At 63.8% G+C, this 25,005-nt stretch carries 25 protein-coding genes and 2 tRNA genes; 16 read left to right on the forward strand and 11 right to left on the reverse strand.

The genetic code is table 11. From position 1 onward, the window contains the following. Nucleotides 1–12: 12 nt before the first annotated feature. The gene (locus L0U83_RS28635; RefSeq protein WP_233887513.1) at nucleotides 13–510 is read left to right on the forward strand and encodes a 2-thiouracil desulfurase family protein; all 498 of its coding nucleotides are present in this window, start codon (nucleotides 13–15) and stop codon (nucleotides 508–510) included. An 8-nt stretch (nucleotides 511–518) separates the two neighbouring features. Here L0U83_RS28635 and L0U83_RS28640 read toward each other — a convergent pair whose 3' ends face one another. Further along, a complete protein-coding gene (locus L0U83_RS28640) occupies nucleotides 519–1,397 on the reverse strand; it encodes a LysR family transcriptional regulator (RefSeq protein ID WP_267939534.1) in 879 nt (292 codons plus the stop codon). 121 nt (nucleotides 1,398–1,518) lie between these two features. Here L0U83_RS28640 and bla point away from each other — a divergent pair, with 121 nt between their 5' ends. Together bla and L0U83_RS28650 are read left to right on the forward strand one after the other, a co-directional pair. Further along, nucleotides 1,519–2,394 (forward strand): class A beta-lactamase, encoded by an 876-nt coding sequence (gene bla, locus L0U83_RS28645; RefSeq protein ID WP_373321144.1) that lies wholly within the window; start codon nucleotides 1,519–1,521, stop codon nucleotides 2,392–2,394. Nucleotides 2,395–2,544: 150 nt separating this feature from the next. Continuing rightward, entirely contained in the window at nucleotides 2,545–4,278 is a 1,734-nt protein-coding gene (locus L0U83_RS28650; protein ID WP_233887515.1) for a methyl-accepting chemotaxis protein, read from the forward strand. 85 nt (nucleotides 4,279–4,363) lie between these two features. On the opposite strand, the gene L0U83_RS28655 is transcribed toward L0U83_RS28650, so the two are convergent. After that, complete coding sequence (locus tag L0U83_RS28655) at nucleotides 4,364–5,785, reverse strand: aldehyde dehydrogenase family protein (protein WP_233887516.1); 1,422 nt, start codon at nucleotides 5,783–5,785, stop codon at nucleotides 4,364–4,366. A gap of 101 nt (nucleotides 5,786–5,886) precedes the next feature. On the opposite strand from L0U83_RS28655, the gene L0U83_RS28660 reads away from it, so the two are divergent. From L0U83_RS28660 to L0U83_RS28675, 4 genes are all read left to right on the forward strand, one after another. Beyond that, nucleotides 5,887–6,834: a LysR family transcriptional regulator gene (locus L0U83_RS28660; protein ID WP_233887517.1), complete on the forward strand. Its 948-nt coding sequence runs from the start codon at nucleotides 5,887–5,889 to the stop codon at nucleotides 6,832–6,834. 213 nt (nucleotides 6,835–7,047) lie between these two features. Further along, nucleotides 7,048–9,222, forward strand: a complete 2,175-nt coding sequence (locus tag L0U83_RS28665; RefSeq protein WP_233887518.1) for a TonB-dependent siderophore receptor — start codon at nucleotides 7,048–7,050, stop codon at nucleotides 9,220–9,222. Nucleotides 9,223–9,355: 133 nt separating this feature from the next. Next, nucleotides 9,356–9,440 (forward strand) — tRNA-Leu (locus L0U83_RS28670). A gap of 245 nt (nucleotides 9,441–9,685) precedes the next feature. Further along, nucleotides 9,686–9,761 (forward strand) — tRNA-Ala (locus tag L0U83_RS28675). Between the two features lie 121 nt (nucleotides 9,762–9,882). Here the strand turns inward: L0U83_RS28675 and L0U83_RS28680 are convergent. Next, on the reverse strand, nucleotides 9,883–10,383 hold the full coding sequence (locus tag L0U83_RS28680; protein ID WP_233887519.1) for an Lrp/AsnC family transcriptional regulator: 501 nt from the start codon (nucleotides 10,381–10,383) through the stop codon (nucleotides 9,883–9,885). A gap of 197 nt (nucleotides 10,384–10,580) precedes the next feature. Between L0U83_RS28680 and L0U83_RS28685 the strand changes: the two genes are divergently transcribed. Beyond that, nucleotides 10,581–11,597 (forward strand): 1-aminocyclopropane-1-carboxylate deaminase, encoded by a 1,017-nt coding sequence (locus tag L0U83_RS28685; RefSeq protein ID WP_233887520.1) that lies wholly within the window; start codon nucleotides 10,581–10,583, stop codon nucleotides 11,595–11,597. Between the two features lie 220 nt (nucleotides 11,598–11,817). Here the strand turns inward: L0U83_RS28685 and L0U83_RS28690 are convergent, their stop codons facing one another. The 3 genes from L0U83_RS28690 to gcvA form a co-directional block, all read right to left on the reverse strand. Next, nucleotides 11,818–13,209, reverse strand: coding sequence for an MFS transporter (locus tag L0U83_RS28690; protein ID WP_233887521.1), 1,392 nt, complete (start codon nucleotides 13,207–13,209; stop codon nucleotides 11,818–11,820). Nucleotides 13,210–13,306: 97 nt separating this feature from the next. Then, nucleotides 13,307–13,618 carry a winged helix-turn-helix transcriptional regulator gene (locus tag L0U83_RS28695; RefSeq protein WP_233887522.1) on the reverse strand — a complete coding sequence of 104 codons (312 nt, stop codon included), beginning with the start codon at nucleotides 13,616–13,618 and terminating at the stop codon, nucleotides 13,307–13,309. Nucleotides 13,619–13,747: 129 nt separating this feature from the next. Further along, entirely contained in the window at nucleotides 13,748–14,647 is a 900-nt protein-coding gene (gcvA, locus tag L0U83_RS28700; protein WP_233887523.1) for a transcriptional regulator GcvA, read from the reverse strand. 143 nt (nucleotides 14,648–14,790) lie between these two features. On the opposite strand from gcvA, the gene L0U83_RS28705 reads away from it, so the two are divergent. Continuing rightward, entirely contained in the window at nucleotides 14,791–16,074 is a 1,284-nt protein-coding gene (locus tag L0U83_RS28705; RefSeq protein WP_233887524.1) for an adenylosuccinate synthase, read from the forward strand. 64 nt (nucleotides 16,075–16,138) lie between these two features. Here the strand turns inward: L0U83_RS28705 and L0U83_RS28710 are convergent, their stop codons facing one another. From L0U83_RS28710 to L0U83_RS28720, 3 genes are all read right to left on the reverse strand, one after another. Further along, nucleotides 16,139–16,549, reverse strand: coding sequence for a VOC family protein (locus tag L0U83_RS28710; protein WP_233887525.1), 411 nt, complete (start codon nucleotides 16,547–16,549; stop codon nucleotides 16,139–16,141). A gap of 58 nt (nucleotides 16,550–16,607) precedes the next feature. After that, nucleotides 16,608–16,823, reverse strand: coding sequence for a DUF3820 family protein (locus tag L0U83_RS28715; protein WP_233887920.1), 216 nt, complete (start codon nucleotides 16,821–16,823; stop codon nucleotides 16,608–16,610). 89 nt (nucleotides 16,824–16,912) lie between these two features. Continuing rightward, nucleotides 16,913–17,536, reverse strand: coding sequence for a glutathione S-transferase family protein (locus tag L0U83_RS28720; protein WP_233887921.1), 624 nt, complete (start codon nucleotides 17,534–17,536; stop codon nucleotides 16,913–16,915). 176 nt (nucleotides 17,537–17,712) lie between these two features. Between L0U83_RS28720 and L0U83_RS28725 the strand changes: the two genes are divergently transcribed. Next, nucleotides 17,713–18,372 (forward strand): glutathione S-transferase family protein, encoded by a 660-nt coding sequence (locus L0U83_RS28725; protein WP_233887526.1) that lies wholly within the window; start codon nucleotides 17,713–17,715, stop codon nucleotides 18,370–18,372. 107 nt (nucleotides 18,373–18,479) lie between these two features. Here L0U83_RS28725 and L0U83_RS28730 read toward each other — a convergent pair whose 3' ends face one another. Both L0U83_RS28730 and L0U83_RS28735 read right to left on the reverse strand, forming a co-directional pair. After that, nucleotides 18,480–18,671, reverse strand: a complete 192-nt coding sequence (locus L0U83_RS28730; RefSeq protein ID WP_233887527.1) for a hypothetical protein — start codon at nucleotides 18,669–18,671, stop codon at nucleotides 18,480–18,482. A gap of 79 nt (nucleotides 18,672–18,750) precedes the next feature. Beyond that, entirely contained in the window at nucleotides 18,751–19,383 is a 633-nt protein-coding gene (locus L0U83_RS28735; RefSeq protein ID WP_233887528.1) for a CGNR zinc finger domain-containing protein, read from the reverse strand. Between the two features lie 174 nt (nucleotides 19,384–19,557). On the opposite strand from L0U83_RS28735, the gene L0U83_RS28740 reads away from it, so the two are divergent. The 6 genes from L0U83_RS28740 (at nucleotide 19,558) to L0U83_RS28765 (ending at nucleotide 25,003) form a co-directional block, all read left to right on the forward strand. Continuing rightward, complete coding sequence (locus tag L0U83_RS28740; protein WP_233887529.1) at nucleotides 19,558–20,253, forward strand: alpha/beta hydrolase; 696 nt, start codon at nucleotides 19,558–19,560, stop codon at nucleotides 20,251–20,253. 35 nt (nucleotides 20,254–20,288) lie between these two features. Then, complete coding sequence (locus L0U83_RS28745) at nucleotides 20,289–21,140, forward strand: alpha/beta fold hydrolase (protein ID WP_233887530.1); 852 nt, start codon at nucleotides 20,289–20,291, stop codon at nucleotides 21,138–21,140. 35 nt (nucleotides 21,141–21,175) lie between these two features. Continuing rightward, nucleotides 21,176–21,946 carry an SDR family oxidoreductase gene (locus tag L0U83_RS28750; protein WP_233887531.1) on the forward strand — a complete coding sequence of 257 codons (771 nt, stop codon included), beginning with the start codon at nucleotides 21,176–21,178 and terminating at the stop codon, nucleotides 21,944–21,946. 345 nt (nucleotides 21,947–22,291) lie between these two features. After that, nucleotides 22,292–23,458: a porin gene (locus L0U83_RS28755; RefSeq protein WP_233887532.1), complete on the forward strand. Its 1,167-nt coding sequence runs from the start codon at nucleotides 22,292–22,294 to the stop codon at nucleotides 23,456–23,458. 302 nt (nucleotides 23,459–23,760) lie between these two features. After that, nucleotides 23,761–24,234 carry a glycine zipper family protein gene (locus L0U83_RS28760; protein WP_233887533.1) on the forward strand — a complete coding sequence of 158 codons (474 nt, stop codon included), beginning with the start codon at nucleotides 23,761–23,763 and terminating at the stop codon, nucleotides 24,232–24,234. 190 nt (nucleotides 24,235–24,424) lie between these two features. After that, nucleotides 24,425–25,003 carry a BPSL1445 family SYLF domain-containing lipoprotein gene (locus L0U83_RS28765; protein WP_233887534.1) on the forward strand — a complete coding sequence of 193 codons (579 nt, stop codon included), beginning with the start codon at nucleotides 24,425–24,427 and terminating at the stop codon, nucleotides 25,001–25,003. Nucleotides 25,004–25,005 lie beyond the last annotated feature (2 nt).

Consider the following 25,005-nt stretch of genomic DNA (forward strand, 5'->3'; position numbering starts at 1 on the left):
AACGTATCGCGCATGTTCCACCGAATACTCGTTAGCGCTTGTCTGCTTGGCCGTCCGGTTCGTTACAACGGCTCGGCGAAAACCGTTGCGCATGCACTGATCGAGCAGTGGCAGCGTGAGGGGCGCCTCGTGCCGGTTTGCCCTGAAGTGGCGGGCGGGTTCGGCGTGCCACGGCCGCCTGCGGAGATCGCGGATGCCGCCTCAGGCGCCAACGTGCTGGCGGGGGCCGCGCGCGTGATCGACGTGCGCGGCGAGGACGTTACCGCGCAGTTTGTGAACGGCGCGCACGTGGCGCTCGAACTCGCGCTCGCGCACGCCTGCCGCTTCGCATTGCTCGTGGACGGCAGTCCTTCATGCGGCAGCCGTGCCATTTACGATGGCAGCTTTGCGGGCCGCAAACATGCGGGCGCGGGTGTGACGACTGCGTTGCTGCGCCAGCACGGCATCGAGGTTTTCGCGGAAACGGAAATCGATGCGCTTCACACGCGGCTCCTGCAAGCCAGCGCGTAACACGACATTCACGCGTTCTCGCCGCTACCGGCTTCCTTCAAGATCCACTGATTGAACGCGCGCATGGCGGGCGTCGGCGTCTTCCCCTTCTGCGACGTGAGCCAGTAGCTGCCCGCCTGCACCTCGATATCGAAGGGCCGCACGAGCCTGCCCGCCGCGAGATCGCGCTCGAACATCGAAACCGGCGCGAGCGCGATGCCCGCGCCCTGCATCGCCGCTTCCACCATGAGCCGCGACGAATCGAACACGGGCCCGCGCACCGGGCGCGGCGCGAGCCCTGCGGCTTCGAACCAGAGCGTCCAGTCGTCGGCGCGATACGAGCGCAGCAGCTTTTCGTTGGCGAGATCGGCGGGCCGGTGCAGGCGTTGCGCGATATCGGGCGCGCAGAGCGCGGCGAGCGGCGCGTCGAACAACTTCGTGGCGCGCGAACCTGGCCAGGTGCCGTCGCCGAACCGAATGGCGAAGTCGAGCCCTTCGCCCGCAAGATCGACGAGATTGTTGTTCGTCATGATGCGCAATTCGACGAACGGATGCGCGTCGTGAAACGACTTCAGGCGCGGCATCAACCATCCCACCGCGAAAGTGCCCACGGCGCCCACGGTCAGCACCTCGTGGAAGTGGCCGCCCTCGAACTGCCGCAACACGGCTTCGATGCGTTCGAATGCGTCGGTGAGCACGGGGCGTAGCGCAAGACCTTCGTCGGTGATCGCAAGACCGCGCGGCAGGCGCTTGAAGAGCGTTGCGCCAAGCCGCTCCTCGAGCATGCGGACCTGCTGGCTCACGGCCGCCTGGGTGACGTTCAGCTCGCTCGCCGCGCGCGTGAAACTTAAGTGCCGCGCCGACGATTCGAAGGCGCGCAAGGCATTGAGGGGCAGATGTTGTCGCATGATCCAGCCATAAGTTTTTCTGGGGCGTGGCGCAATTTATCATCGTTTGTCAGTTCACGGAGAACACGCGATAGTGGCGGCTCTTCAGGGAGAGGCCATGATCACACGACGCAGATTCACGATGACGGTATTAGGCGGTGCGATAGCTGGCGTTGCATCTCAAGCGTTCGGCGCGACGACTGCGAGCGCGGCGAAGCCGGCACAAGCGGGCACGCTGGAAAAGCAGCTCGCCGCCATCGAGGCGCAGGTGGGCGGCCGGCTCGGTGTGTCGATGCTCGATACAGCGAGCGGGCAGGTGCGCGGCTGGCGCCTGAACGAGCGCTTTCCGATGTGCAGCACGTTCAAGGTGTTGCTCACATCGGCCGTGCTGGCGCGCAAGGATCATGGCAAGGAAGACCTCGCGCGCAAGGTCGTGTATTCGCATGCGCAAGTCGTGTCGTATTCGCCGGTGAGCGGCCCGCGCGCGGGCGGCGAGGGCATGACGGTCGCCGAGCTGTGCGAAGCAGCGCTCACGCGCAGCGACAACACGGCGGCGAACCTGCTGCTGGAGAGCATCGGCGGTCCGCCCGCGATTACGGCCTTCGCGCGCAGCCTTGGCGACCCGGTAACGCGCCTCGACCGCAACGAGACCACGCTCAACGAAGCGATACCGGGCGACCCGCGCGATACGACCACGCCCGCCGCCATGGTCGCGAACCTGCGCGAACTGCTGCTGGGCGAGCGTCTTTCTGCGGCTTCGCGCGAGCAGCTCATTGCATGGCTCGTCGCCAACAAGACGGGCGACGCGCGTTTGCGCGCGGGCTTGCCGAAGGACTGGCGCGTGGGCGACAAGACCGGCACGGGCGACCGGGGCACGGCGAACGATGTGGCAATTATTTGGCCCACCGGGCGCGCGCCTATCCTTGTCACGACGTATCTCACGGGTGCGACGCGCGCGAGTTCGGCGCAGCGCGATGCGGCGATCGCACAGGTCGGAGTTTGCGTGGCGCATAGTTAAACCAATTGATACGGTATCCTAATCGTATGAGAAAAGACCGGTCGTTCACTCGTCACGTGCTTTCCTTACGCGTTGTTATATTTGCAACATCGGCTTAATTTTTTGGCGTCGTGGTCGTCAATACAAGTGATCTCTCACTACGGCGTCCCCATGTCATTCCTTACCAGAATCAAAATCGGCCCGCGTCTCGGCGCGGGCTTTGCCATTGTGTTGCTCCTGCTCGGCGCGGTGGGCGGGATCGGGCTTCTTCAGGCGTCGCGCATATTCGAGGGCACGCAGGAAATCGGCACGAACTGGCTGCCTAGTGTCGAGACGCTCGGCAATATGCGCAATCAAGCGCAAGACGTGCGTCGCACGTCGCTGCGCATGTTGATCGCCAGCGACGCGAGCGAAAAGGCCTCGCTGCGCGATCGCCACGCCCAGATGATCAGCCAGTTCGGCACGATGTTCGACGGCTATTCGAAGCTGGTCTCCTCCGCCGAAGAGCGCCGCGTGGCCGATTCGATCAGCACCGCGTGGTCGCAGTATCTGGACGACGACAAGAAGATCGAAGCCCTCGTCATGTCTGCCGACGGCGCATCGGCCGATGCCCGCGCTGCGGCTTCGACCGCATCGGCGAAGTCGTTTCAGACATTGATGGATCTCATCAACCAGGATGTGACCCTCAATCACAATGGCTCGACCGCCGAAGTTGCCATGGCGAAGGCGGCGTACCAAAGTGCGTTTGCCTGGACCATCGCGCTGATCGTGATCGCCATTGGTTTCGGTGCCACGATTGCGCTCTTCATCACGCGTTCGATTACGGGCCCGATCGCGCGGGCCGTGGATGTGGCCGAAACGGTGGCGCGTGGCGACCTGACCGCGCGCATCGAAGTGGACGGCAGCGACGAGGCGGCCCAGTTGCTCGGCGCGCTGCGTCACATGAACGAGCGGCTCGTCGACCTGGTGGGCCGTGTGCGCACCGGCAGCGAAGGCATTGCGACGGCTTCCGCGCAGATCGCGGCGGGCAACACCGACCTGAGCCAGCGCACCGAAGAGCAGGCCGCGTCGCTCGAAGAAACGGCGGCGAGCATGGAAGAGCTCACGGCGACGGTCAAGCAGAACGCCGACAACGCGACGCAGGGCAACACGCTGGCGGGCCAGGCCTCGCAAACGGCCACGCGCGGCGGCGAAGTGGTGGGCCGTGTGGTCGACACGATGCGCGATATCGCGAACAGCTCCGAACAGGTCGCGCAGATCATCTCGGTGATCGAAGGCATTGCGTTCCAGACCAACATCCTGGCGCTCAACGCGGCGGTGGAAGCGGCGCGAGCCGGCGAACAGGGCCGCGGCTTCGCGGTCGTGGCGGGCGAGGTGCGCACGCTCGCACAGCGCAGCGCGACGGCGGCGCGCGAAATCAAGGAACTCATTAGCGTGTCGGTCGAGCGCGTGAACAACGGCACGGCGCTCGTGGACGATGCGGGCCGCACGATGGGCGAGATCGTGCAATCGGTCAAGCGTGTTGCCGACCTGATGAATGAGATTTCGGCCGCATCGGGCGAGCAGCGCACCGGCATCGAGCAGGTCAACCAGGCTGTCACGCAGATGGACGAGGTCACGCAGCAGAATGCGGCGCTCGTCGAGGAAGCCTCGGCGGCGGCGCAGTCGATGTCCTCGCAGGCAGCGGCGTTGCGCGAACTGGTATCGGTGTTCAACATCGGCGCGGCGGGGCGTGCGGCAACGGCGAGCATCGCGCCGATGGCGAAGGTCGTTGCGAGCGCAACCGTCAAGCGTCCCCCATCTTCGAAGCCCGCGCCCGTGCGTGCCTCCGCTGCGAGCGCTCCGAAGGCGGATCGCCGCGAACCGGCAACGGCCACGTCCGACGACGACTGGCAGACCTTTTGATGTAGCGCGCTGAAGCGCAGTAGTTCAAACGCCCCGGTTTGCTGCGCGACCGGGGCGTTTGCATTTTTGCGCGGCTAACGGCGCATCAAAGGACACCGAGCGTGGACTTCGGCTCCAGAAACGCTTCGATCCCGAAGGTACCGTACTCGCGCCCGATTCCCGATTGCTTGAAGCCGCCGAACGGCGCGGCCGGTTCATGCGTAAGCGTGTTGACGAGCACGCGGCCGGCTTCGATCTGCGCGGCCACGCGGCGCGCGCGCTCGATATCGGGCGAAAGCACGTAGGCTTGCAGGCCATACGGCGTATCGTTGGCGATCTCGATGGCGTGTTCGGTGTCACGATACGCGATGATCGACAGCACCGGCCCGAAAATCTCTTCGCGCGCGATGGTCATGTCATTCGTCACGCCGCTGAACACGGTGGGGCGCACGAACCAGCCCGAGTCGATGCCGTCGGGACGCCCCGCGCCGCCCGCAATGAGGCGTGCGCCTTCGTCGATGCCGATGCCGATATACCGCTGCACGCGCTCCCATTGCTTCTGGCTCACCATCGGGCCAACGCTCGTGTGCGTGTCGCGCGGATCGCCCGACTGAATCTGCGCCACGGCTTTCTCTACACTGGCTTCGAACTCGACGAGCCGCGACTGCGGCACCAGAATGCGCGTGCCCGCAATGCACGCCTGCCCGCTGTTCATGAAGCCGGCCTGCAACGCGAGCGGCACGGCTTCGTCGAAATTCGCGTCGTCGAGCACGATGACGGGCGACTTGCCGCCCAGTTCGAGCGTCACGCGCTTGAGCGTTTCGGCTGCCGTGCGCAGGATCGTCTTGCCGACCGCAGTCGAGCCCGTGAACGAAATCTTGGCGACGTCGGGATGCTCGGCAATGCGCGCGCCCACGGTGTCGCCACGGCCCGTGACGATGTTGAAGAGGCCCGCAGGCAGGCCCGCCGAATGCAGCGCCTCGGTCACGATGCGCGTCTGGATCGCGCTCATCTCGCTCGGCTTGATGACGGCCGTGCAGCCCGCGGCGAGCGCGGCCGCGAGCTTGCCGCAGATGAAGCCCGCGTCGCTGTTCCAGGGCGTGATCAACCCAGCGACGCCCAGCGGCTGCATGGTGACCTCTGCCGTGCCCGCGCGCCGTGTGAACGCATAGTGTTCGAGCGTCTTCGCGGCGTCGCTCAGCACGCTGGAGGCGTGCTGAGCCATCCAGCGGCCGCGCGAGACCGGCGCGCCGTACTCTTTCACGATCGCGTCGAAGAGCGCGTCTTCGCGCGCGACGACGGCCTCGTGCAGCGCGATGAGCATCTCGATGCGCTGTGCCTTCGTAGTGCGCGAAAACGCCGGGAACGCGCGTTTCGCGGCGGCGATGGCCGCGTCCGCATCCGCCGCGTCGGCCAGACGCACGCGGCCAATCACGGCCTCGGTCGCGGGGTTGAAGAGGTCGAAGTACTCCTCGCCGTGCGGCGTGACGAATGCGCCGTCGATATAGATCTTGTCGATGATCTGCATGGCTGCTCCAGAAAACGTGGGTCGATGAGGGCAAGATAGACGCCTGGCATTGCGTTGACTAGCCGTACAATGGCGCATGACCTGTTGAGCGATTTGGGACAATGAAAACATCGGGCCTGGTGGAACTCGAAGCCGTGCTGGCCGTGGCGCGCCATCGCAGCTTTCGTGCGGCGGCAGACGACCTGAGCGTGTCGACCTCGGCGCTCAGCCACGCGGTGGCGGCGCTCGAAGCGCGCATCGGCGTGCGGCTGTTCAACCGCACCACGCGCAGCGTTGCGTTGACGGAGGCCGGCGCGCAGTTCGTGGGCAGCGTCGCGCCCGCGTTGTCCACGATCCGCGAGGCGCTCGATCAGGCGGGCAGCTTTCGCGACACGCCCTCGGGCACGTTGCGCATCAATGCTTCGGTTGGCGCGGCGAAGCAGGTCATGCCGGTTTTCATCGCCTATCTGAAGCGTTATCCGGAGATGAAGCTCGATCTCGTCACGGAAGGGCGCCTTATCGACATCGTGGTCGAAGGCTACGACGCCGGCTTTCGTCTCGCCGATGTCGTGCCACAGGACATGATTGCTGTGCCTTTTGGTGACCGTCAGCGTTTCGCTGTGGTTGGCAGTCCGGAATACTTTGCGAAGCATAAACCGCCGCGCACGCCCGCCGATCTCAAGTCGCACCGCTGCATACGCAGCCGCATGCCCAGCGGGCAAATCTACCAATGGGAGTTCGAGCGGCGCGGGCAGGCCGTGCGCGTGGACGTGGAGGGCGCGCTGACGCTCGACGAGCCGGGTCTCATGCTCGCGGCCGCGCGCGACGGACTCGGACTCACGTATTTGACCGAATGGAACGTGAACGCGGACCTCGAAGCGGGCACGCTCGTGCGCGTGCTGGAGGACTGGACGCCGCCGCTCGACGGACTCTGCCTTTACTACCCGGGGCGGCGGCACGCGCCTGCGGGATTACGCGCGCTGATCGAGACGATCCGTGAACACGCCGACACCGTACGCGAGCGCGCACCCGTGAAAAAGAACCGGCGCGGGCCTGCTGCCAGGCACTAATCGCGACGTACGCAAATCTCTGAGCAGGGGGTGACCGGCGCCGAGATACGCTTACGTCGTCCATACATCGCTGTTGCATTTCCCCGACAGACAATAAGTCCATCTCTTGAAATAAGAATAATTCGCATTATCATCTCGGCTCTTTCGCTGATCGGGGCCGGATGGCGACGTGGTCCTGAGAGCGCCGGTTGAACGCAAAGAAGAAGGGAAAGCATGGCTTCGGGGAAGCGCGCTTCGCGCACGCGCACGCAACAATGGCGCAGGATCTGCGCACACGCGATCATCAACTCCACGCTCACGGCGAGCATCGCCGGCATCGCACACGCGGCGCACGCAACCGACGCCGACACGCCGGACGCGACCGCAACGGCCGACGACGTCACCCAGCTCGCGCCCGTCAAGATCACGAGCAGCAAGACTCAGGGCTACGCGCCGCAAACCGTCGAGACCGGGCAATACCGCGGCATGGACGCGCTCGACGTGCCGGCCACCGTGAACGTCGTCACGCGCTCGGTCATGGACGCCCAGGGCGACACCGGCCTCTACGACGCGCTGCGTAACGTCGCAGGCGTGACGCGCCAGCAGCTCAACGGACTCGCGTACGACAACCTCTCGGTGCGCGGCATCCCGCTCGACAACCGCTCGAGCTTCTATCTCGACGGCCTGCTGCCCATCGACAACAACATCTGGATGCCGATGCAGAACAAGGAGCGCGTGGAAGTGCTCAAGGGGGCGTCTGCGCTGTACTACGGCTTTGGTGCGCCGGCGGGCATCGTCAACATGGTGATGAAGCGCGCGGGCAGTGACCCGGTTACGAGCATTTCGGTGCTCGGCGACTCGAACGGATCGATCGGCGCGGCCGCCGACATTGCGCGCCACTTCGGCCCGAGCGACCAGTTCGGCATACGCGTGAACGCGATGGACGAGCATGTCGAAACGCCCATTGATGGCGACCGCGGCTACCGCAAATTCGTGAGCGCCGCGCTCGACTGGCGCGTGAACGACAAGCTCAAGCTGCAATACGATCTGGAGCACATCGAAGCGCGCGTCGTCGAGCAGGCCGGCATCGCGCCGCTTGCCGCGGTGAACGGCAAGATCACGCTGCCCGCCATGCCCGACCCCTCGAAGCTCCTGGTGCCGAACGACCGGCCGACCACCGCGAGCGCGACGTCGCAACTCGTGCGCGCCGACTATGCGTTCAACGACCACTGGAGCGCGATGCTCTCGCTCGGCCAGTCGATCACGCGGCGCGACCGCTGGGCCTGGGTGTTCCAGAAGTACAACGTCGCGACCGGCGCGGGCACGCTGCAAGGCAGCCAGCAGTACGGGCAGATGTACGAGAACAAGAACGTGCGCCTTGAAGTAGTCGGTGACTTCAAGACCGGGCCTTTCACGCACACGGTCACGACGGGTGTCGTGCAGAACTGGCTGTTTCAGCCGGACTTCACGACGTACACGTACACGGCGGCGCAAAACCTCTACGATCCCATCGACATCACGACGCTCAAGCAAAGCGGCAGCGCGCGGCAGTTCTACGCGCAGCACGTGCGCAACAGCGGCATCTATTTGTTCGACCAGATCGACATCACGCCGCGTTTGCAGGTCGTGGCCGGCGTGCGCCGCTCCGAGTACATGACCTCGCAGGCCGGTACGCCGAACTCCGACATCAATCACACCTCGCCCTCGGGCAGCATTACCTACCGCATCACGCCGCAGACGAGCGTCTACGCGAGCTATGTCGAGGCGCTCGAATCGGCGGGCAGCGCGCCGGCCACGGCGGTCAACGCGAACCAGATCCTGCCCGCGGCGGTGAGCCGGCAGCAGGAAGTGGGCGTGCGAACGCGCCTCGCCGGCAACACGCTCGTATCGCTCGCGCTTTTCAACCTCAAGCAGGCCGGCGCAGAAACGAACGCCGACAACGTCTATGTGATGGACGGCAACGCGCGTTATCGCGGCGTGGAGTTTTCGGTGCAGGGAGATGTGACGAAGGACGTCTCGCTCACTGCATCGGCCATCTATCTCGACGCGAAGCAGATCGACTCTTCCGACCCGACGCTCGTTGGCAAGACGCCGGAGAATACGCCGCACGTCACGGCGAGCCTGTTCGCGGAATATCGCGTGACGGTGCTCGCGGGTCTTTCGGTGAACGGCGGCATCTATTACGTGGGGCCGCGCCAGGTGAACAACGCGAATCAGGCGCAGATCGGCGGCTACACGCTGTTGAGCGCGGGCGTGCGTTACGCGACGCGCGTGTACGGCAAACGCGTTTCGGTGCAGGCGAATCTGGAGAATGCGGCCAACCGGCGCTACTGGAGTGCTGCGGGGTCGAATCAGTTGGGCGTCGGACTTGGACGCACGCTCGAATTGACTTCAACGCTGGAGTTTTAAGCGTTGGCGCAGCGCTTTAAAAAATCTTCGCGAAGGGTCTTCAAAAACGCGCGGCGAGTCGATACAATGGCGACCCTTCGAGCCCAAGAGGCAAGAATGGACGGGACCTAATCGTCCCAGGCTGTAATGGAATGCCGACGTGGTGAAATTGGTAGACACGCTATCTTGAGGGGGTAGTGGCGAAAGCTGTGCGAGTTCGAGTCTCGCCGTCGGCACCAGGAATTGCATTCGCGTGATTGCGCCGCGACCAGGGCGAAAGAGCCGGCTGATAAGCCGGCTTTTTGCTTTGGCGTGTAAATGATAAGGACTCCAACGTAGTGGCCCGTCGCCCCTCGCATTGTGTTCCCAGGGGTGCTTGCGAGGTTGCACGGGCGGCGTATATAATCGCCGCTCTTCGAGCAGGTCCGTTAGCTGACATCGCTCGATTCTGCGTCATCCCGCTGGCGCAGAAGCCGTTCTGCATGGGGGTATAGCTCAGCTGGGAGAGCGCTTGCATGGCATGCAAGAGGTCAGCGGTTCGATCCCGCTTACCTCCACCAACAGAACGCGTGGCCTTCAGTCACGTTTCAGGCGCGTTGCTTCATCATCCTGTTTCAAATTCCCCGCGTTGTGTCGACATTCAGGCATCCTCTGCAAAGGATTGCATTCTCGCGTCTACCGTCACAGCGGCAACGCATGCGTCGACAGAATCTCCTTCAGCACCATGAAGCTGCGGACCTGCCGCACACCCGGCAAGTACAACAACTGCTCCGCGTGCAACTGGTTGAAGCTTTCATTATCGCGCGTGCGCACCAGCATGAAATAGTCGAATTCGCCGGTCACGACGTGGCATTCCACGCAGCCTGAAACCTTCTGCGCCGCTTTCTCGAACGCGGCGAACGCTTCGGGCGTCGAACGGTCGAGCACGAAGCCGATCACGACCAGCATGCCCGCGCCGAGCGCTTTCGGATCGAGCAACGCGACGATTCCGCGTATCAGCCCCAACTCCTTGAGCCGTTCCACACGCCGCAGGCACGCGGGCGCACTGAGCTTCACCTTGGCCGCGAGGCTGACGTTCGAAATCGATGCGTCCTGCTGCAAATGCCTGAGGATCGCGCGATCGATGCGATCCAGGGCCGGCGGCCCATTCGGCGTTGCGGAAGAGTGCCTGGTTAATTTCATTGCGTACGTTAGTCGTTTTGCAAATTAAAAGTGTTCGGTGGTCAGGAAGATCGCTTTAAACGTAGGTCATCGACATTTTTTTAGCAAGCTCATTTCGCGGCTGGACGCCTAACATTTCTCCATCGGATGGCGCACGCGATGGCGTGTTCCGACCGTTGACCACGTTGCCGCATGAGCCCACCTCCCGGAGCTATTCGATGAACCTCCAGCGCTTCCCTCGTTATCCACTGACGTTCGGACCCACACCCATCCAGCCGCTCAAGCGCCTGAGCCAGCATCTCGGCGGCAAGGTGGAGCTATACGCGAAGCGCGAGGACTGCAACAGCGGACTCGCCTTCGGCGGCAACAAGACGCGCAAACTCGAATACCTGATTCCCGACGCGCTCGCGCAAGGCTGCGACACGCTGGTCTCGATTGGCGGCATCCAGTCGAACCAGACGCGTCAGGTTGCAGCCGTCGCTGCGCATCTCGGCATGAAGTGCGTGCTGGTGCAGGAGAACTGGGTCAACTATTCCGACGCCGTCTATGACCGGGTAGGCAACATCCAGATGTCGCGCATGATGGGCGCGGACGTGCGGCTCGTGGCGGACGGCTTCGACATCGGTATTCGACCGAGTTGGGAGGAAGCGCTCGAGAGCGTGCGTTCGGCTGGCGGCAAGCCATATGCGATACCGGCGGGCTGCTCGGAGCATCCGCTCGGCGGCCTCGGTTTCGTGGGATTCGCCGAGGAAGTGCGGGCGCAGGAGGCGCAACTGGGCTTCAAGTTCGACTACATCGTCGTGTGTTCGGTGACCGGCAGCACGCAGGCGGGCATGGTGGTCGGCTTCGCAGCAGATGGCCGTGCGGATCGCGTGATTGGCATCGACGCATCGGCTACGCCGGAGAAGACCCACGCGCAAATCACACGCATTGCGCGGCACACCGCCGGGTTGGTCGACCTCAACCGCGATATCAGCGAAAAAGACGTGATTCTCGACACGCGTTACGCAGGTCCCGAATACGGTTTGCCCAACGATGGCACGCTGGAGGCGATTCGCTTGTGCGCGCGGCTCGAGGGCGTGCTCACCGACCCCGTGTACGAGGGCAAGTCGATGCACGGCATGATCGACAAGGTACGCCGCGGCGAATTCGAGCCGGGGTCGAAGGTGCTGTACGCGCATCTGGGCGGCGTGCCGGCTTTGAGCGCGTACAGCTTTATCTTCCGCGACGGTTGAGTGGAAGCGAGGGTTCGCTGGAGCGCGAGGCGGATGCCGCGGTCTTTGACTTTGATCACGGTGCGCCGGGCGAATCACAGCGACAATCGGCGTCCTACACGTCGTGGGAGTGCCGGGCCCTCTTGCCTCTCCTGCGAACTCCGCGCCGGGCTTTCCAGCCCGGCGTTTTTTTTGGGGTCATCGACGGCTACCTGCTTCGCGACGACAACGGTGGATGGTTTCAGCCGTTCTGCTCGGACACCTGTCCGGCATCAGCATCGGTTTCGCGCGCATCGTTGCGCGAACCTCCTGCGGTCCCGACCGCCTCCATCGTCGCGCCCGTTTCCATAGGCGCTGGCGGCCCACCTACGTCGTCACCGAGCAAGGGGCGCTCGGGGTGCACGAACAGCCATAGCAGCGCACCGCAAGCGGCCGCCGCGCCGATCACGATCATGCCGCTTCCCCAGCTATGCGTGACCTTGACGACCAGAGCCAGCGTCATGGGACCCGCGACGTTCGACAGGGCTCCCCACACGTTCGTCCAGCCCGACATGACACCGGCAAACGCGCGCCCGAGATCCTGCGTGGCAGACCACACGACCACCTGCACGAATCCCACCGCGGCAAAGGACAGGCACAGCAAGCCGATCACCGCGGCAATCGAATCCGCTCGCGAGGCCGCCGCCAACGCAAGCGCGCTCACGACAAATCCGCTCACCGCAACGGGGGTGCGCGCCCGATAGATCGAGCCGGTCTTTCTGAGCAGCCAGTCGCTGAATGCCCCCGCGACGAACACTGCCACGAACACCGCCACCCACGGCAACGATGCGTACAGACCCATCGCCTTGAGCGAAAGCCCGCGCGCGCGCATGAGGTACGTTGGCAGCCATGTCGTATAGAAGCTCTGGATCAGCACCAGCAGGAAGTACTGGATACCGAAGATCCAGAAGCGCCACTGCCGCAGACAGCGCGTGAGCGCCCCCCGCGCTGCGGTACGCTCAGGTGGCTGGCCGGCTGCGATGTACTCGACCTCCGCCTTCGTGATGAGCGGATGCGCCGCAGGCGTGTCGCGGTAGCCGAACCACCAGATCGCGCCGAGCAGCAGTCCCAGTGCGCCGAATCCATGGAAAACGGCGTGCCACCCGAACCGCGCGATGGTCCACGCGGTAAGCGGCGCCGAAACGATCGGGCCAAGATAGAGTCCTGCGAGCAGCAGTGCGTTGCCTTTCGCGCGCTCGCTGGCCGGAACCCAGCGCTTGAGTGCGACGACACTGCTCGACCAGTCCGCCGATTGCGCCCCGCCCAGCACGAGGCGGCACCCGAAGAGCCACGCGAACGAGGTGCCAAGGGGCGTGGCGAGCATCATGAGCGACCAGAGCGTACTCGTGCCGAACAGCACTTTGCGCGACCCGAAGCGTTCTGCCGCGCGCCCGGCCGGTATCTGCCCGATTGCATAGGCCCAGAAGTAGATCGTGAGAATCATCGACATCTCGACGATCGACAGGCCCAGTTCGTTCTGGATCGTCGGCGCTGCGACGGCCATGGCGGTGCGGTCGAGCGTCATCACGAACGTCAGTGGCGCAACGAGCAATGCCACGATCTTCCAGCGGAGATGGTTCACGTTGTGCAACATCGATCAACTCCCTGGTCGTACCGAAACCCGCCCGTAGCGATGCCGGCGGGCAGGCCTCGCGCACGTCATCGCGAGGATAGTTCGGGTACCTGAGGAATCACGCCTCGCGGCCGGCGTGATCGCGATCAGCCGCTTCAAAGCCCTGTGGATCGCGCTCGGCCCACTGTCGAGCCCAAGCCAGCAGCGGCTCCAATGCGGCCCTGAGTTTCCTGCCTTCTGCCGTCATCCGATAACCACCTTCGCCGTGCTCGACGAGACCAGACGCTCTCAATTCTGCGAGCCGCGTATTGAGCAGGCGGGCATTGGTGTCGCAGGCTTCCTGGAGCGAGCGGAACGTCAATGCCTCGCCGCGGAGTTCCCACAGTATCCGCAGTGCGGTGCGCCGCCCGAGCAAGTCCAGCACGACCATGATCGGCCGACCGGTTGTCGAGCCGCGAACGGGTTGTCCTGGCCGTGGAATTTTCATGCTTTACTTTTTAAAGCATCGAATTCAGGCTGTCAACCTGTGAGCGCGGGAACACGCGATGCGCCCCTCTCGCTACGCATGACGCGAAAAGCGATGCCCGAGTTCGCGCAACCACGCCAGAAAGGTGTTGATGGCAGGATCCTCGCGGCGCGCATCGCGCACATAGCTGCAGTAGCGCCATGCCGGCAGGGCGGGGCCGTCGAAGGGAAACACGAGACGGCCCTCTTTGACATCGAGCGCGACGAGCGCGGTGGGACCCATTGCAATACCTAGACCATCGATGGCGGCTTGCAGGGTCAAATAGAAGTGATCCAGTTGCTGGGAATGGCGAGGGGCAAGCCCCGGGTTGCCGCTCGTCGCAAGCCACTCCGCCCAAAGGCCGGGATAGGTCGCCGTGTGTAGCAGGGTGTGGTGCGCCAGGTCCGGCACATCGTGTATCGGGTGCGCTTCCAGCACCTTGGGCGAGCAAACCGGCAGCCGGACTTCCGACAAGAACTCCTCGACGGCATACCCCGCTGACTTCTGCTCGCTGCCGCGAATCGCCACATCGCATTCGTCGCCCAGCTTGTCGATCGGCTCATCCGAAGTCGTCAGCCGCACCTCCACCGCCGGATTGGTCAGCTGGAAGCTGGAAAGCTGCGGCAATAACCAGCGCAACGCGAAAGTCGTGGGCGCATTGACCCTCACGATCTGCGCCCGCGTGGCCCGAAGTTGCTCACTGGTCGCGAGCGCGATGCGATCCAGCGCCGCCGATACCTCGGCCAGATAAGCGCGCCCCGACGCTGTCAATACGACTCTTCGGCCGCGCCGCTCGAACAGGTCGAGGCCAAGCCAGTCCTCCAGTTGCCGCACTTGTCGGCTGACGGCCCCGTGCGTGACGCAAAGCTCCTCGGCTGCCGCTGAAAAACTTTCCGCGCGAGCGGCGGCTTCGAATACGCGCAGCGCGTTCAACGGTGGCAGACGACGAGACATAACCCCAATCCTATGTGATTTTTCCTGACAAGTTCGGTGAGTTTACATCGCTTTTCGTGGCGCCAGCGGAGCCCTATATTTGGCCCCTTGGCAGCAGTTCCGGTTCTGGATCTGTTCTATTTACTCACCAGGGGAAATATCTCATGTCGAACGTCGTCGTGGTCGGCGCGCAGTGGGGCGATGAGGGAAAGGGCCGGATCGTGGATTGGCTCGCGGAGAAGGCGGACATCGTCGTTCGTTACAACGGTGGGCACAACGCGGGGCACACGCTGGTGGTGGATGGCCGGACCTACAAGCTGGCGCTGCTCCCGAGCGGTGTGGTGCGCGGGAAGCTCGGCCTGATCGGCAACGGCGTCGCGCTCGACCCCGAGGCGCTGCTCGCGGAGATCGACCGTATGGCAGCGATGGGCATTCGCGTGACGCCTGAGGTGCTTCAGATCGCCGAGACGGCGACGCTGGTGCTGCCAGTTCATCGCGCGATCGACGCTGCCCAGGAACGGATGCGCGCGAAGCCGCTTGGCACCACTCTGCGCGGCATCGGTCCGGCATACGAAGACAAGGTTGGGCGTCGCGGACTGCGTGTGTGCGACCTTGCCGAACCGGAGCTGCTGGCCCAGAAACTCGACGTATTGCTCGAGCACCACAATGCGTGGCTTCGCGGTTCGGGCCAGGAGCCATTCCCGCGCGACCCGATGTTGAATGACCTGCTTGCCATGGCGCCACGCATCCTGCCGTTCGTGGGCCGTGTCTGGGAACAGCTCGATCACGCGCATTCGTCGGGCAAGCGCGTGGTATTCGAAGGCTCGCAAGCGGTCATGCTGGACGTGGATTGGGGCAGCTACCCCTACGTCACATCGTCGAGCACCATCGCCGCCGGCGCGGCCAGTGGCGCCGGCATCGCCCCGTCGCACCTGGGGCGCGTGCTTGGCGTCAGCAAGGTCTACGCAACGCGTGTTGGCGAAGGCCCGTTCACATCGGAACTGGATGGAGCGCTCGGCGACGAACTCAGGCAGCGTGGCGGCGAGTACGGCGTCAACACCGGGCGCCCGCGCCGCTGCGGTTGGCTGGATACGGTGCAACTGCGTCAGAGCTGCAAAGTCGCGGGCATCAACCAGCTGGCGCTGACCAAGCTCGATGTGCTCGATGGCTTCGAGTCGGTGCAGCTATGTGTGGGCTACATGCTCGATGGTGCGCGCATCGACTACATGCCTTCCACGAACGCCGAACAGCAGCGCCTTCAGCCGGTCCTCAGGCGCTTCGACGGTTGGGCGGGTTCGACCCGGGGCGTGCGCACATATGGCGACTTGCCACCGCAGGCAGCGGCGTTGATCGATGCGATTCAGAACGAAGTCGGCGTTCCCGTGGCGATGGTCACCACCGGCCCTGAACGCGATGATGCAATTGTCCTGCAACCCCCATTCGCGTAATCGAACGGCGCGGGTATTTGAGCGGCGAAACCTGGCAAGCAGCCATGCTTGCCAAAATGTTGGCCTAACCTTCGTTGGCCAGCCTTGAGCGGATCTCTGCAACCGGGAGGTCGCGCTGATGTGTGGCGATCTGCCAGGTGTTTCCCCACGGATCTCTGACCATCGCGCGCCTGTCGCCGTATGGCAGGTCGGCCGGAAGCTCGAGCGAGATCGCATTTGCGGCCATTGCTCGCTGGTAAGTCGAATCGGTGTCCTCGACGTAGACATAGAGGAATGCCGGCATCGGATCGCGAAGGCCGTCTGACCCGCTGACCATCACGACGGAATCGCCGATCCTGATTTCGGCTGGCAGCCCGTCACGGAATTCGCCCTGCGCCTGAAACACCGTCTTGATGAACGTGATCAGGTTTTGCGCGTCCCGCACGACGATGCGGGGCGTGACGGTATGCCATCCATCGGGCTGAAATCCGGTCATGTTGCGCTGCCTCGCAAGAGATTCGCCAGGGCATTGTGCGCCGGGCGCCGGGTTGGCGCTATGCGCGTTTGCGCAGCGGCTCGAGCAAGCCTTTCAGGCCGTTATGGTCCAACTCGTGCATCAGCGCGAGCAGCCGGCCGATCTCGCCCGGCGGGAACCCTTCGCGGGCGAACCAGTTGAGGTAATGCCCGGGCAGGTCGGCGATGAGCCGGCCTTTGTATTTGCCGAAGGGCATGGCGAGGGTGACGAGGCGTTCGAGGTCTGCGGCTTGCATCGGCATATTGTGCATGGTTTGGCGTTCCCGCGCGGATGAAGGCTATGCAGCGGACCGTGATGGGGAACGTCGAAGGGGTAGCCCGTTGCTCACGGCATCCCGTTGCCGCAATGCGCCGCAAACCCTGGACGTGCGGCAAGCCGTTCGAAATACGCGGAAACGGCGGGCAAACAGGGATGCTCGAACGGCGTGCCGAACCAGCGGTTCACCGACAACCCAACGGGAATATCCGCAAGCGAGAATTGCGAGCCGGCGACGAACGCGCCGGTTGCCTGCAGCCGCGCGTCGAGAATGCGCATATGCCGGGTCCAGTTCTCGATGGAAAGGGCAATTTCGCCCGTCACCTGGTGAGCGGGCGACGCTCTGACCAGACCGAGAAATGCATAGCTCCACGAACGGTTCAGGTCGCTCGCCTGCCAGTCCATCCATTGATCGACGCGCGCGCGCATCACTGCATCGGCCGAATAGAGATGCGCGCCACCGTAGCGCGACGCCAGATAGCGGATGATGGTGTTCGACTCCCACAGAACGAAATCGCCGTCCTTGATGACCGGCACGAGCGCATTGGGATTCAATGCGAGGAACTCCGGCGTATGTGTCGAGCGAAAGCCCGCGCCCCAATCCTCCTGCTCGAAGGGAAGGTTCAATTCGACACAGGTCCAGAGCACCTTGCGAACGTTGACGGACGATGCTTTTCCAAGGATGTTGAGCATATCGAAGGGAATAAGAAGGGAAACCGCGCGCACCGACGATACGTCACGCATCTGAGCGCCGCCATGTACAGTTGCCCGAACACGCGCCGCTGCAGTTCCCGGCAGCGCTTGCATTGCGTACGCAACCGGTGCATGGTTCAAAGACTTGCCCCCGGCTCGAACCAGGAGACTCAACGATGTCGCTCGCGCTTTATGGTCATCCGTTCTCGTCGTACACGCAGAAAGTGCTCGTCGCGCTGTACGAGAACAACACACCCTTCGAATTTCGCAGCATCGGCCCGGATACGCCCGAACATACCGCGCAGTGGCTCAGACGCTGGCCGCTACGCAAGTTTCCGGTGCTCGTGGACGGCGAGCGCAACGTTGCGGAAACAAGCATCATCATCGAATATCTGCAGCTTGAGCATCCCGGGCCGGTACGTCTGCTGCCCGCCGATCCCATGGCCGCGCTCGACGTGCGCTTTCTCGACCGCTTCTTCGACCTGCATGTCATGACGCCCGTGCAACGTGCCGTGGACGGCGCGTTGACCGGCGACCCGGCGAGGCGCGACGAAGGGCGGGCCTTCGCGGAGGAAAAGCTCGAACTCGCCTATGCATGGCTCGAAGGCCACCTCGCGGGCAAAACCTGGGCGGCGGGCGAGGACTACACGATGGCGGACTGCGCCGCGTCTTCGTCGCTGTTCTACGCGGACTGGACGCATCGCATCGCCCCGACGTATCCCGTGCTGCGCGCCTATCGCGAGCGCCTGCTCGCGCGGCCTTCGTACGCGCGCGCCGTGAACGAGGCGCGGCCATACCGTCCGCTCTTTCCGCTCGGCGCACCGGATCGCGATTGATGTGATTCGCTGACGCTATTCGATAAGGCATCCGAAGTAGTATGGGGCGCAAAAAACACAGAGAGGCTTGCGCTACGCATGCCTCTTTCGCGCTGTAGACAACGGAATCAACCCACCGAAGGTTCCCCTTCGCCGGACTGCTTGCCCGGGCGGTCGGCGGGCGACTGCTTGCGCGACTTGTCATCGCGCTCGGGCATGGCGCTGCGCTGGTCGTCGCTGTGCTCGGTGTGTTTCTTTTGTTGGCTTTCGTTGGCGTTGCCGGCGCCACTTTCTTGGGGCTTTGGGGTGCTGGCGTTCATCGTTCCTCTCCCATTTCGGTAGGTTCGCCAGGTCCCGCAAGGCTCGCGCCCGGGGCGCACGCCTGCCCACACCAGCGCCTCAGGCGCTTTCGCGCTCCTTGAGCCGTTTGCGGTGCGCGGCAACTTTCGCGCGATTCCCGCAGATCGCCATGCTGCACCAGCGGCGCGCGTGGCCGCGCGTGTGGTCGGCGAAGAGCAGCGTGCATTTCGGCCCTTCGCAGGCTTTCACGTGCGTGAAGTCTTGCTCACACACCAGTTTCGCCAGTGCTTCGGCAATCGGCATCAAGAGCGATTCCGGCGATTTCCAGCGCCGGTTCACGCGGTACTCGAATGCCGCCGCGCCTTCGCTGCCGGGCGCAACGACTTCGCCGTAGCGATCGTCGCGCGCGAGCAGGTCGTTGAGCGGCGCGAGTTCGCCCAAATCGGCGCTGGCGAGCGGCCGCCCCTTTCTTTCCCGCACGAAGCCCCGGAACCATTCGCGCAGGGCGCGCGCCTTGCCGGCAACCGTGTCGAACTCGGCCGCCGTGAACTGCGCGTGCATGGCGGCAAGCGCCGGCGCGGGGACCATGCCCGCCTGTTCGAGCCAGGACAGCAAACCTTCGCCGTCGGCGATCCAGTCGATGGGCACGTCCACCGGTGTCGCAACCGAGTTCAGGAAGTCGAGCCCCGGCGCGTCGGCTACGAATATCGCCGGTATTGGGCGGTAATCCATCTTCTTGTCGCAAAAGGTAATCAGGGTGCAGTCAGTGTAACCATTAAAAACGCGCTTGACAAGTTACGTCCACCGTTAGTAACCTCTAAAACGTGATTTGTACGGTTACCAAAGACGGTTGGTGCCAAGCGGCCGATGTCGCAACTAGCGCCACTTACTTTCAAGGAGCAGGGCATGTCTCACGGCAAAACGAGTGTGGTGATGGCGCACGGCGCATGGGCGGACGGGTCGAGCTGGAGCAAGGTGATCGAACGGCTGAACCGTCAGGGCATCGACGCCGTGGCGGCCCCGCTTCCCCTCACTTCACTGGGCGACGATGTGGCGGCGCTCGAGCGCACGCTCGAACGGGTCGACGGGCCGGTCGTGCTGGCGGGCCACGCGTACGCGGGCGCGGTGATCGGCGCCACGCGCGCTGCGAACGTCGCGGCGCTGGTGTACGTGGCCGCGCTCGCGCCTGACGAGGGCGAGACCGTTGCCGACGTGTTCTATCGCGGGAAGACGCACCCGCAGGCACCGCAACTTGCGCCCGATCGCCACGGCTGGATCTGGCTGCCACGGGAGGCGTTTGCGGATGCGTTCGCGCAGCACGCGACTGCGCAACAGGCGGCGGCGCTCGCCGCGATCCAGCGCCCCATTGCGGCGGCGTGCATTGGTCAAGCGGTGGCGCGGCCGCTATGGCGAGACCGGCCGGCCTGGTTTCTCGTTGCCGGCGAGGACCGCATGATCGATCCCGACACGCAACGCTTCATGGCGAGCCGGATGAACGCGCAGATCCGCGCCCATGAAGTCGATCACACGCCAAGCGTCACGGCGCCCGATGCCGTGGCGGAAGTCATCGCCGAAGCCATTCGGTCCGTCTCGTCGCGCTAGCCCGCGCGCTTTTCCGTTCATCTCTGGAGGAACCCATGACAGCAATTACCTACCGCCGCGCCGATGTCGACGGCTTCAACGTGTTCTACCGGGAAGCCGGGCGCATCGACGCGCCGAAGCTCCTGCTATTGCACGGCTTTCCGAGCGCTGGCCACATGTTCCGCGACCTCATGCCGAAGCTCGCCGACCGCTTTCATATCGTCGCACCAGACTTGCCGGGCTTCGGTCAATCGGACTTGCCGGATCGGGACCAATTCACGTACACGTTCGAGAACATTGCGAACGTGATCGCGCGATTTACCGAGCGCATCGGCTTCGACCGGTTCGCGGTGTACGTATTCGACTACGGCGCGCCCACGGGCTTTCGGCTCGCGCTCGCGCATCCTGAGCGCATCACGGCGATCATTTCGCAAAACGGCAACGCTTACGAGGAGGGCTTAAGCGAAGGCTGGAATCCGATTCGCGCTTACTGGCAGGACCCCTCGCCCACGAATCGCGACGCGCTTCGCGCGCTGCTCACGCGCGAAGCGACCATCTGGCAATACACGCACGGTGTGCCCGAGGCATCGGCGGTGTCGCCCGACGGCTATTCGCTCGACGACTACTATATGAGCCGCCCCGGCGCACACGAGATCCAGCTCGATCTGTTCCGCGACTATCGGAACAACGTCGCGCTTTACCCCGCCTTTCAGGAGTATTTCCGCACGCACCGGCCACCGTTTCTCGCCGTGTGGGGCAAAAACGATCCATTCTTCCTGCCCCCGGGCGCGGAAGCATTCAAGCGCGACTTGCCGCAAGCGGTGGTGCGCTTTTTCGACACTGGACACTTCGCGCTGGAAACGCACGCCGACGAGATCGCCACGGCGATTACGCAATTTCTCGAATGATGATTGGCAATACTGATCGAATGAGGAGTGTGAAGATGGTCAGCAAAGTCGCAATCGTAACGGGCGCAAGTCAGGGTATTGGCCGATCGACGGCCGTGAGACTGGCGCGTGACTTCGACGCTATCGCCGTGGTGGCGCGCAACCGCGAGCAACTCGAGCAGACCGCGGCGCAGGTGAGAGAGGCAGGCGCTGAGGCGCTCGTCATCGACATCGATCTTTCGCGTGCCGAAGCAGCACGACAAGTGGTGGAGCAAACGCTCGCGGCGTTCGGGCGCATCGACGCATTGCTCAACATTGCGGGCGCGGTGCCGCAGATCGATCTGTTCGAAATGACGGACGAGCAATGGGAGGGCGGCCTCGCGCTGAAACTGCACGGTGCGCGGCGGTTGACGATCGAAGCCTGGCCGGCACTGAAGGCTAGCTCGGGCGCGGTCGTGCTGATGTCGGGCAATTCAGCTGTATTTCCGAAGGCGCCCTATGCGGCGGTCGGCACGATCAATGCGGCGATCGTCGCGCTCGCGAAGGCGTTTTCGGACCGCGGTATCGCGGACGGCGTGCAGGTCAACAGCGTGCTGCCCGGCGCCGTGATGACGGGGCGCCGCCAGTCGTATCTGGAGCACTGGGCGCCGCTGCACGACATGAGCGTGGAGGAAGCCACGGCGAAGTTCCCCGCCGAAGCGGGCATTGCGCGCTACGGCGCGCCCGAGGAGATTGCCGAGTTGATGGCGTTCATCGTATCGCCCGGCGCGCACTGGATGACCGGCACGACGCTCAGAATGGACGGCGGCGAGGTCAAGTCGATCTGAGTCTCGCAGGCGCGCTCGATCGTGTCCTGGCGCGCCTCGTCGTACGAGATGGATGCGTGAACAACAGATGACGCAGGCGCTCGCCTGTCGCCGCCGGTATCGTATATGGACTCCTGATTGTTTGTACGCAGCGGATGTCGGCGCGGTAAGGGAATGGTTTCACGGCATTTGCAAACATGCCGGTTTCAATGCTTTATTTAAGCTGCGGTTACAGAGCGCAGGCCTTCGACCGCGCCGCATAGGGTGTCTTGCGCCGACAACGGAACCAATTTCACGCCAAGGTCGCGCCGAATCAAGCGACTAATATAGGAATACCGATTACCTGGTGCGTGAAGGAGTGCAAACATGAAAAAGCTTGCGCTTATGTTGCTTCCTGTTCCGCTTTCCATGCTGGCGCCGGTGGCTCAGGCGCAAAGCAGCGTCACCTTGTATGGCGTAATCGACGAAGCCTTTCAGTTCGTCCACAACGCCGACGCCGAGGGGAACAACCTGTATCGGATGCAAGGTGGGAACCTGCAAGGTTCCCGCTGGGGATTGAAGGGAACGGAAGACCTGGGCGGCGGGCTGAAAGCGATCTTCCAGCTGGAAAGCGGCTTCGACATCAATAGCGGCACTTCGCTACAGGACGGGCGCCTGTTCGGCCGCCAGGCGTTCGTGGGCTTGACGCATCAGCAGTACGGTACGGTGACTCTGGGCCGCCAGTACGACCCGGTCGTCGACATGGTCCAGCCGCTTACCGCAGACAATTACTGGGGCAGCACCTTCGCCACGCCGGGCGACGTCGACAACAACGACAACAGCTCTCGTACGAACAATGCGATCAAATATCTCTCGCCGCAATTCGCAGGCTTCCAGATCGAAGGTATGTATGCGTTTGGCGGCGTCGCGGGCACGACCGGTTCGCAGCAGACCTGGTCGGCGGCAGCGAGCTATGTGACTGGCCCGTTCAGCATCGCGGCGGGCTACGTCCGCATGTATAACGCAAACTCCACGATTCCTCGCATCAACTGGACCAGCAGTTCGGACGGCATGTTCGATGGCGGTTTTCAGAACCTCGCTTACGAAACCGCCAAGTGGGTTGGCATTGGCTCCGTTGCCCTGCAATACGTGGCCGGACCATTCACGTTCGGCGGCAGGTATAGCAACGCACAGTACAAGGCCGACGCGCAATCGCTCTTCCCATCCAACCAGCGCTACAACGTTGCCGCCGGTTTCGTGAACTATGCGCTCACCCCGGCGTCGCTCATCGGCGTGGGCTATACGTGGACACACAGCGCGGGCGATACTTCGGCGACCTATAACCAGCTCTCGCTGGGTGGCGACTACAACCTCTCCAAGCGTACCGACGTGTACCTCGTCGGCGCGTGGCAGCACGCCAATGGCACGCAACGCGTGCCGACCGCAACGGGCTCCATTCTGACCACCGCAGTGGCTTCCGTGGCGGACTATGGGCTCAACGGCAGTTCGAGTTCGCAGATCATGGTGAGCCTCGGCATACGCCACAAGTTCTGATCTGGCGCAGTATCTGTCTCCGTACCCCTTCTGCGCCCGCCGCACCGCATGGCCGCTCTGGCCATGCGCCGGCGGGCGTTTCATTGCACCTTCCCGCCGCGACGGGTGACGGTAGGACCATGGTCTGATTGTCTTCGCCTTACCGCTCCCACATCATTGAACAGACCACTGCGCCGCTCGCACGGCGCGGTGTTTGCCCTGAATTCGGGCGTCGTGCTGGCAGCACGACTTTCGCTTCCCAACCTCCCGCCGATAGCAGCAGGCGTGATCGGCGCGTCCTCGCTCGCGCCTCAGGAGTTGATATGGATACCTATATAAATCGCCGGACGGGCGCCCTGTGCGCAGCCGTGCTGCTTTTGGTGAGCGCCGCGCAGGCAGCGCCTGTTGCTTACCCCGCGAAGGGGCAGAGCGCCCAGCAACAGCATGCGGACGAGTCGGCGTGCTATTCGTGGGCGAAGAGCAATACGGGTATCGACCCGCAACAGGTTGCGGCGACGCCGCCGCCGCCTTCGGGCCCGGCCGTGGGCGGCGGCGAGCGTGTCCAGGGGGCGGCGCGCGGCGCGGCAGGCGGCGCGGTGATTGGCGCGATCACGGGTGATGCGGGCAAGGGCGCGGCAGTAGGCGCTGCGGCCGGAACGATGGTGGGTGGTTCGCGCGCGCGGCAGAACCGGCGTGCCCAGCAGGCCAACGCGCAGCAACAGCAGCAGGGTGCGATGGACACGTTCAACCGCGCCTTCGCCGCGTGCATGCAAGGGCGCGGCTATACGGTCCAGTAGCGTGTGTGGCGCCTCGGTGTGGCGTAAGACCAAGGTCCGATTTGTCGTGTGCGTCGCGTCTGAGACTATGTAACTGAACGATGAGCAACGCTTGGCAACGATGTGCGAGCAACGTCTCATTCTCGCGTGACGTTCGATCCGCATGCGTGAGTGCCGTATCCGGGCTGTCTAAACTCAATGGAGGACAACAATGAAGCGACGGATTTTTGTGCTTACGGCGGCGGCCGCGGCCGGTCTGGCCGTTGCGGGTTGCAGCACGACCACGAGCAGTGGGACGAGCGGCGCGACCGATACGGCAAAACGCCAGGAGATCGACGCGTCCGTGGACGGTGCGATGTCGCGGCTGTTCTCGACGGTGCCGGGCTCGCAGGAACTCGTTTCCAAGGCGCAAGGCGTGCTGGTGTTTCCTTCGGTCGGGAAGGCGGCGTTCATCATTGGCGGGGCATATGGGCAGGGCGCGCTGCGCGTAGCCGGAGCGACGGTCGGGTACTACAGTACGGCGGCCGCTTCGTTCGGTTTGCAGGCAGGGGTGCAGTCCACCGCTGTGATCTTCCTCTTCATGACCCAGGAATCGCTCGACAAGTTCCGCAACTCGAAGGGCTGGTCGGTTGGCGGCGACGTTGCCGTTTCGCTCGTGAAAGTCGGTGCAAATGGTCAGATCGACACGAGAACCGCAACGGCGCCAGTCCAGGCGATCGTGATGACCAATACGGGCATCATGGCCGATGCGTCGGTGGCCGGCACGAAGGTGACGAAGCTCGATCTGTAATT

Origin of the sequence: Paraburkholderia flagellata (genome assembly GCF_021390645.1) — a bacterium.
In the GTDB taxonomy this organism is placed as follows: domain Bacteria; phylum Pseudomonadota; class Gammaproteobacteria; order Burkholderiales; family Burkholderiaceae; genus Paraburkholderia; species Paraburkholderia flagellata.

Excerpts from the sequence above, each read along its gene's own strand:
- bla (WP_373321144.1), top strand. The coding sequence starts at position 1,519 with ATGACGGTATTAGGCGGTGCGATAGCTGGCGTTGCATCTCAAGCGTTC.
- L0U83_RS28710 (WP_233887525.1), bottom strand. The coding sequence starts at position 16,549 with ATGACCGGATTTCAGCCCGATGGATGGCATACCGTCACGCCCCGCATC.
- L0U83_RS28685 (WP_233887520.1), top strand. The coding sequence starts at position 10,581 with ATGAACCTCCAGCGCTTCCCTCGTTATCCACTGACGTTCGGACCCACA.
- L0U83_RS28660 (WP_233887517.1), top strand. The coding sequence starts at position 5,887 with ATGAAAACATCGGGCCTGGTGGAACTCGAAGCCGTGCTGGCCGTGGCG.
- L0U83_RS28650 (WP_233887515.1), top strand. The coding sequence starts at position 2,545 with ATGTCATTCCTTACCAGAATCAAAATCGGCCCGCGTCTCGGCGCGGGC.
- L0U83_RS28735 (WP_233887528.1), bottom strand. The coding sequence starts at position 19,383 with ATGGATTACCGCCCAATACCGGCGATATTCGTAGCCGACGCGCCGGGG.
- L0U83_RS28760 (WP_233887533.1), top strand. The coding sequence starts at position 23,761 with ATGGATACCTATATAAATCGCCGGACGGGCGCCCTGTGCGCAGCCGTG.
- L0U83_RS28635 (WP_233887513.1), top strand. The coding sequence starts at position 13 with ATGTTCCACCGAATACTCGTTAGCGCTTGTCTGCTTGGCCGTCCGGTT.
- L0U83_RS28740 (WP_233887529.1), top strand. The coding sequence starts at position 19,558 with ATGTCTCACGGCAAAACGAGTGTGGTGATGGCGCACGGCGCATGGGCG.
- gcvA (WP_233887523.1), bottom strand. The coding sequence starts at position 14,647 with ATGTCTCGTCGTCTGCCACCGTTGAACGCGCTGCGCGTATTCGAAGCC.
- L0U83_RS28695 (WP_233887522.1), bottom strand. The coding sequence starts at position 13,618 with ATGGTCGTGCTGGACTTGCTCGGGCGGCGCACCGCACTGCGGATACTG.
- L0U83_RS28750 (WP_233887531.1), top strand. The coding sequence starts at position 21,176 with ATGGTCAGCAAAGTCGCAATCGTAACGGGCGCAAGTCAGGGTATTGGC.
- L0U83_RS28640 (WP_267939534.1), bottom strand. The coding sequence starts at position 1,397 with ATGCGACAACATCTGCCCCTCAATGCCTTGCGCGCCTTCGAATCGTCG.
- L0U83_RS28690 (WP_233887521.1), bottom strand. The coding sequence starts at position 13,209 with ATGTTGCACAACGTGAACCATCTCCGCTGGAAGATCGTGGCATTGCTC.
- L0U83_RS28765 (WP_233887534.1), top strand. The coding sequence starts at position 24,425 with ATGAAGCGACGGATTTTTGTGCTTACGGCGGCGGCCGCGGCCGGTCTG.
- L0U83_RS28720 (WP_233887921.1), bottom strand. The coding sequence starts at position 17,536 with ATGCTCAACATCCTTGGAAAAGCATCGTCCGTCAACGTTCGCAAGGTG.
- L0U83_RS28755 (WP_233887532.1), top strand. The coding sequence starts at position 22,292 with ATGAAAAAGCTTGCGCTTATGTTGCTTCCTGTTCCGCTTTCCATGCTG.
- L0U83_RS28655 (WP_233887516.1), bottom strand. The coding sequence starts at position 5,785 with ATGCAGATCATCGACAAGATCTATATCGACGGCGCATTCGTCACGCCG.
- L0U83_RS28730 (WP_233887527.1), bottom strand. The coding sequence starts at position 18,671 with ATGAACGCCAGCACCCCAAAGCCCCAAGAAAGTGGCGCCGGCAACGCC.
- L0U83_RS28665 (WP_233887518.1), top strand. The coding sequence starts at position 7,048 with ATGGCTTCGGGGAAGCGCGCTTCGCGCACGCGCACGCAACAATGGCGC.
- L0U83_RS28725 (WP_233887526.1), top strand. The coding sequence starts at position 17,713 with ATGTCGCTCGCGCTTTATGGTCATCCGTTCTCGTCGTACACGCAGAAA.
- L0U83_RS28715 (WP_233887920.1), bottom strand. The coding sequence starts at position 16,823 with ATGCAAGCCGCAGACCTCGAACGCCTCGTCACCCTCGCCATGCCCTTC.
- L0U83_RS28745 (WP_233887530.1), top strand. The coding sequence starts at position 20,289 with ATGACAGCAATTACCTACCGCCGCGCCGATGTCGACGGCTTCAACGTG.
- L0U83_RS28680 (WP_233887519.1), bottom strand. The coding sequence starts at position 10,383 with ATGAAATTAACCAGGCACTCTTCCGCAACGCCGAATGGGCCGCCGGCC.
- L0U83_RS28705 (WP_233887524.1), top strand. The coding sequence starts at position 14,791 with ATGTCGAACGTCGTCGTGGTCGGCGCGCAGTGGGGCGATGAGGGAAAG.